Here is a 6,740-nt window from a genome sequence, read left to right as displayed (position 1 = left end):
GTATGGATTGGTCATAACGATAATGAATTAAATATACCGTATATTAGATGTAACTATGAAGAATTAACTCTAAATCATCTGGTACAAATGTACAATTGGAACCATGAAAAATATAAAGAACAATATTGTATAGTATTAGAAAGATAACAATAAGAAAAAAAGTTTATAGATTCAAGGATAAAACGGGATGAAAACAATCAAAACCCCGTTCAAGTTAGGACGGGGTTAAAAATATAGTTGTTTAATTATTAATTTACGAAACATCACTATACTAAAAAATATAACAATAAAGTCTTTTGAAAATCTAAGATTTATTTAACAATCGCGCCCGATTGTTTCTGTAAAGTCATTCGTTTATTTCCATTCATTTAATTTTCCTTGAGTTCTAGGTGCTTATTCCCCAACCATACCATCATTATCTCGATCATCCATATATGGATATAACCAATGATCACTTGTTATTGGCATGCTATAACCCGCTGCTTTTGCTTCTTTAATCGTCACTTGTCCATTTCCATCTGTATCAACGCTAGAAATATCTTCAGTGCCATTCGAAGCATTGGACTTATTAGAACTCGTTGACTTATTTGAGTTAGTTGATTTACTTTCAGTTAATCCTAGAGATTTATTTATTTCATCAGGGTTGCCATTATCAAACTCATCTACAATTTTATTCCCTTTTAAAGTGTAAGTGTACTTGTAATGAGAAGGAATCTGCGTTTCTGTATTAGGATATGTGATAATTGCTTCAAAATTAGTAGCTCCACCAGCTTTACGAATAGCGTCTTCCATATATGCTTGATCACCATGTCGGTTAAGCGTACTATCTTGTGGCGTAATATTATAAGCATTTGATACCCCACCAAGAGAATCTGCAATAATATGTCCTTCATCTAAATCTGCTCTTTCTACACCAGGAACTTTTGCTTCATCAGCGTAGTATCTGCCAGACGATGTTACAGGTTCGGTACGGTCATCTTGTAGGACGATTTCGTCAGCAATAACACGAACCAATTGCCCTGCCTCATTCGTGAATGCATAGTAATGTCGGTCCCCAAAACCAATGTCAACGACGACATTAGGTTCGCGATGTCCTGACAAATCACCACCATCAACTTCAATCAGTTTGTATCCTTTGAACAGTTCATCTTTTGATTGAGTTGATGTTTTTTCTGATACTGATTTTTCAGTTACCGTAGTTTTTTCTGTTTCATTATTATTTGTTGTTACTTCTTGTGAATCTGTTTCTTTATCTGTAACGGATGCATCTTCTACGTTAGTACAACCAACTATAAAGATGGCAGTTAAAAGTAAGATTAAATAGTTTATTTTCTTTTTCATTTTAGGACTCCTTATAGTATTTTTTTACTGAACATTCTAGAAATCTTTGAACAAAACATAAATTAACATTGTTAACCTATTTATAATAGCATATTACAATATTAATTTTATTACAGTAGATACTTAGTTCAAAATATGTGGTATTAAATTCCAATAAAGATTAGTAGAGTCCATTGTATTATGTGAAAGTCTGTTCAGATAAACAGTTTTTTTCTTAACCTTGTAAATAAAAGGACATATAATGGTTGAATTTACAGTTTTCTAACCTTACAATTGAGCTCTTTATTTATAATAAATTTTAATGCGAGTGAATATATTAAGAACAAATGTTTGATAATAACATTGAAAAGGAACATAAGTTCTTATATAATTAGATCAAAAAAGGAGGGGTCTGGTTTGATTAAAGATAGAGGGATAATTAAGTTTATATTAAATATCAAGAAGTTAATTTAATCCTTAATTTTATACAATGCTTTTATATGATGTTACACATAATATTTTGAAAATGTTAGGTGACAAAAAAAGTTGTTTGAAAAATGCGAGTCATGTTATTCAATAATCGGGCTAGATTATTGAATAACAATTGGTAGTTGATTTAGATATTTATATGAATAAATAGAGAGTGTGAAGAAAAATACTTAAAGTAACGGGGCAGTTAGTTGAAGAAGGAATGGTAAAATAAAATAACAAATTAGACTAATTTAAGTATAAATATTTTACTCTGATTAAGGATGAAATTTAGGAGGTAAGGCAGTATTTATGCCATATGTAACTGGTGATAAGGGAAAGAAAATCCAAGAATTGATGGATAGAAGTAATGAAGAATGGGATAAAAATGATTTTGAAAAATCGGTTTCGTTATTAGAACAGGCTTGGGAAGAACTTCCGAACCCCAAGGAAATATACGATGAGAGTTTTTTGATAATTTGGGTTATATTGGACATTTTAATAGAAATCAAAGACTTCAAAAGAATGAAAAAGTGGGTTGACTTTATATTTATTACAGACCCTGAAAGAGGAGATTTTGGTGAAAGGGATTTATGGGCAGGAAAAGTAGCCTATGAAACAGGAGATTTTAAAAAAGCTAAAACATTGTTTGAGACTGCCCATAAAAAATCAAGAGGTAGATGTTTCGGACCAAATGATGTGAAATATCTGAAGTTTTTGAGGGGATAAAGTATTTGTTCGTCCTGCAATCTTGAAAGCATTTCATTCTACAACTATCGGGTGCTTTAGCTGAATAAGATTTAAACAGCTTTATTATTGATTTTTGAACATAAGTATATTTAAATGAACAGAAATTAAACAACTTTATTATCATCTAACAGAATTTATTTCTGAAGTAGTATAATAACCATATCTATTATATTTATCTGTTGAATTTACCGAAGAATTTTAAATTTAGTATTGATAAGCTCTAAATTGGTGGGAGGGCATAAATCCTAATTAGAAACTCTGTTTTGTTCATCTTTATGGAGGAAAAAAATATTGAATAATTAAGAGTGAAGTGGACCTTGAATTGGTTCACTTTTTTAAGTGTCTGTGAAGATTTGTACTTAAACTGAATGAGGTAGTATAGTTCAATAATTGCTATTTTTCTTTAGTTGTAATCAGAGAAAAGTGGATAGATATCACAATTAATATCTAAATTTTCTAAATGTTTTATATTGGACAACCTATGAAAATTCATTTACTATTTATATAAGTTGTAAATTTTGAAAATTAAGGGAATAAAAGGGGGTACCACATTGATAAGAAAAACATCCTTTTCTATTTTACTTGCAGCTAGTCTTTCCTTTGGGGGAACAGCTGTATGGGCGGCACCAGCACAGGAAGCAAATCTAAAATCGGATCAAGCGTTTGACAACAAGATTGTCAAACGGATTAAGGCAGAAAACATTTACAATCATATTGCTGAGCTTTCAAAGAATCCACGTGTTGCTGGAACACCAGGTGAGGACGCAGCGGTGGAATATATAAAGCGCCAATTTGAGTCTTATGGATATAAAACAGAAGTGCAAGCATTCGATATTTATAGTTATATAGAACCTAGTTTAATTGAATTAAGCGTCGATGGTATAACCTTCGAACCTGAACCAATCGGCTTTACCTATGGTGTAAATGGGGAGGTAACGAATGAGCTAGTTTACGTTGGTTTAGGAGCACCAAGTGATTTTGAGGGAAAAGATATAAAAGGGAAGATCGCTCTAATCAAACGTGGTACCTATACATTCACAGATAAAATCTTAAACGCTGCGGCGGCAGGGGCTTCTGCTGTCATTATTTATAACAATACTGATGGCGTAATCAGTGGAACACTGGGTGAACCCAATGATAACTATGTTCCATCTCTAGCCATCACTTACGATCAAGGATTTGCTTTAGAGGAACGTCTGAAAAAGGGTGAAACCGTAACGGCCACCTTGAAAATAGAGGGAGCTCAAACAAATAAGGCAATTTCTCATAATGTAATAGCAACAAAAGAAGCGACTCAAAAATCGAAGAATCAATTAGTTCTTGTTGGTGCTCATCATGATTCTGTAGATGGAGCGCCGGGAGCAAATGATGATGCTTCGGGTACAGCTACTGTGCTTGAGTTGGCACGAGTATTTGCGAATGCTCCAACGGATACCGACATTCGTTTTGTTACCTTTGGGGCTGAAGAAAATGGGTTATTAGGTTCATATGAATTTGTTAAAAGAATGACTGATGAAGACTATTACCGCACAGTAGGAATGTTCCAAATGGATATGGTTGGAAGTAAGGATGCTGGTCCATTAATTATGTACAGTGCTGATGGTGAGAAAAATATCGTGACGGATCTAGGAGCATCAGCGGGTGCTCGTTTATCCGATACGGGAGAAGCAACTCCTTACGGTTGGGGAGGGCGAAGTGATCACGTTCCATTTGCGGAAATAGGTATTCCTGCTGCATTGTTTATCCATGCGCCAGTAGAACCATGGTATCATTCCCCAGAAGATACCTTAGACAAAATTAGTTTAGATAAGTTAAAGGAAGTATCTAATATTGTAGGTGCTGCTGTATATCAAGTTGCTCGCCCTGATACTCCGGCATTAGAAAAGGCTAAAGTTGCACCAAAAGAAGTCGATTACAATTTTGAGGAAAGAGAACTCGAATAATTGATAGTAGCTCTGCGGATTATAATAGGGTTTATTAATTATCCTCCGTTATTGACAATTAATGAATAGAAATTATATAGTAATAGTAGATTGCAGCCCCGTATCAAGATGCGGTTAGTATAATCTAGGATTATAGAGTACCCTTACCTAGGTTCGGTGAAAAATATTCCGAAATTACTTCGTAAAAGATAAGTATTAAAAACATAAATGTACTGAAACAGATCAGGTATAGACTTGATCTGTTTTTATTTTAATTTAGATATCCAGTAAAGTACATAGTGGCAGGCTAACGGATAAATATTTTTTTGTTTTTGCTCTCATTTCTTTAATGTTTTACTTAGAAGTCACATCTTTGTTGTTCATTTTCCACATAACAGCATAAGTGAACAGAGCTGCTGCAAGAGTCCAAATAATATCAGAAATCATAATATTTCCTCCTAAATTCATATATTGACGGTTAACTGAGACATTTTGATAACCTCTTAACATCTCATTAGTTCAAATTATATTAATTGAGTTGTACTGCAATAGTTTGAAATTGAGTAGGTAATGTTGAATTGCCTGTTATTTGCATATATACTTCAACTATATTGAACCTGTATTAGAGAATTCTCCGCTACGAATTATAGAAATAATGCTTGTTTTAAGATTTCATAAATAAAGTTCCTTAAATAAAAAGAATTTTTTAAGTGTAGAACAATAGAGAGAAAGGTGTAAAAAGAGAAGGGATAATTTACGGTTTTTAATTTCGTGTATAATATCTATTTTACGAAAATTTATTTCCTTAATTTACTTCTCTTGATATAATATAGTCAAAATGTCTGTTCTCTGAAGAAATCCATTTGTTAAGAGATTTCTATTTATAATAATATCAGTACTTTAGGAGTAATAAAATGATGAAGATTAACAAAACGATACAGCGTACTTATTTATTTTTTTATCACACATTATTAACATTTTTATTATTAATGCTATTCAACACTATTATTAATCTGATTTTTGACCATGATCTTGATGCTAATTTTAAATATGATTATAAGCTGTCTATTATAATTGTAGCTATACTTATAATTATAGAACAAGTATTCTATAACAAGCTAGTAGAGACTATAGAAAAATTCGAAAGAAAAATTGGACCTTTGTTACTTATAATTTTGTTAATTTCATTGGCTCTATTTTGTCTTTTTTTCTTAGTTAACTTAGAATTTAATATACTATTCAATTTATCAATAGCTTTAATATTAATACTTTTCTTAGTAATTGATTTTTGTTTGTATGGAGTGTATTTCAGTAATAGTACAATTACATTATTTGAGAGAGTTTTTAATTGGATAATGATATTTATTGGCGGAATATCATTATTATCCTTATTTCCTGGAGAGTATTCGAAGACAATAACACCCTATTTGGAGAAATACGGTTATCAAGCTACTATGTTATCGCTAGTATTTGGTTTTATTTTATTTTTCATAAACGAATTTAATAATAGAAGGGAAAAAGCAAGTAATTCAGGTCAGAATATTACACCTCAACAGATTGAAGAGTTAAATGCTCAATTAAAATTATTGAATAATTCAAAAATAAAAGATGATACTATCTTCCAACTTGAAAAGGAAATAAAAGCACTTAAGAAACAATTAACTAGAACTGAAGAGAACTTGAAAGAACATATGAATGTGAAAACAGCTCAAATAATAAGAAAAACACAAAAAAATAATAAATAAAGATTGAAATTACACAATAAAAAAGTAAATAACGAATCGAGTTTGCTGCTGAAGTTTCAGAAAATCTACTCCTTGTTAAACATATAATCTAGTAGCAACTTTTAAATTATTAAACTATTATATTATGTATAAAATTGTATTTTGTGAATTATTAAGTATCAACTAAATTTATTATAGGTTTATATGAATGGAAATGAAGTTGCTATTCCAATGAATATGTGACTAGTTATTAGGAGAGACGATGAAATTCTCTTCTTTTTTTATTTTTGGTATTAATAATTTATGAGGAACTTCCTTTTAATTTAGAATATAAAAGAAAATGGTTTTTTAATGTAAAATATATGTAATAAATTCATTTAATAACTTTGTTATTAACGAAATACTAACCGTAGCACAATATTCACCTGACTTTGAGTTTTAATTATACCAGTTGATTTAACAGTTAATCCAATAGATTACATAAAGCATTTCAATAATAGTCATTTACTTAAAATAGCTGTAGTATTAATACCTGTAATTGGAGAAATAGTAAAGA

General features: G+C 30.8%; 5 protein-coding genes. 3 read left to right on the top strand and 2 right to left on the bottom strand.

All coding sequences use genetic code 11. The annotated features are described in order from the left end of the window. Positions 1-393: 393 nt before the first annotated feature. Positions 394-1,341 carry a DNA/RNA non-specific endonuclease gene (locus BFA01S_RS11490; protein WP_066230164.1) on the bottom strand — a complete coding sequence of 316 codons (948 nt, stop codon included), beginning with the start codon at positions 1,339-1,341 and terminating at the stop codon, positions 394-396. Positions 1,342-2,100: 759 nt separating this feature from the next. Between BFA01S_RS11490 and BFA01S_RS11485 the strand changes: the two genes are divergently transcribed. Continuing rightward, positions 2,101-2,517 (top strand): hypothetical protein, encoded by a 417-nt coding sequence (locus BFA01S_RS11485; protein ID WP_066230161.1) that lies wholly within the window; start codon positions 2,101-2,103, stop codon positions 2,515-2,517. Positions 2,518-3,092: 575 nt separating this feature from the next. Further along, the gene (locus tag BFA01S_RS11480; RefSeq protein ID WP_066230168.1) at positions 3,093-4,481 is read left to right on the top strand and encodes a M28 family peptidase; all 1,389 of its coding nucleotides are present in this window, start codon (positions 3,093-3,095) and stop codon (positions 4,479-4,481) included. Between the two features lie 333 nt (positions 4,482-4,814). Here the strand turns inward: BFA01S_RS11480 and BFA01S_RS22850 are convergent, their stop codons facing one another. Beyond that, positions 4,815-4,970: a hypothetical protein gene (locus BFA01S_RS22850; RefSeq protein WP_169800476.1), complete on the bottom strand. Its 156-nt coding sequence runs from the start codon at positions 4,968-4,970 to the stop codon at positions 4,815-4,817. Positions 4,971-5,374: 404 nt separating this feature from the next. On the opposite strand from BFA01S_RS22850, the gene BFA01S_RS11475 reads away from it, so the two are divergent. Further along, entirely contained in the window at positions 5,375-6,205 is an 831-nt protein-coding gene (locus BFA01S_RS11475) for a hypothetical protein (RefSeq protein WP_066230158.1), read from the top strand. The last annotated feature ends 535 nt before the right edge of the window (positions 6,206-6,740 follow it).

The organism is Metabacillus fastidiosus NBRC 101226, assembly GCF_001591625.1.
In the GTDB taxonomy this organism is placed as follows: domain Bacteria; phylum Bacillota; class Bacilli; order Bacillales; family Bacillaceae; genus Metabacillus; species Metabacillus fastidiosus.
Note: the sequence above shows the minus strand (reverse complement) of the source record. Positions and strands in the feature narration are given on the sequence as shown.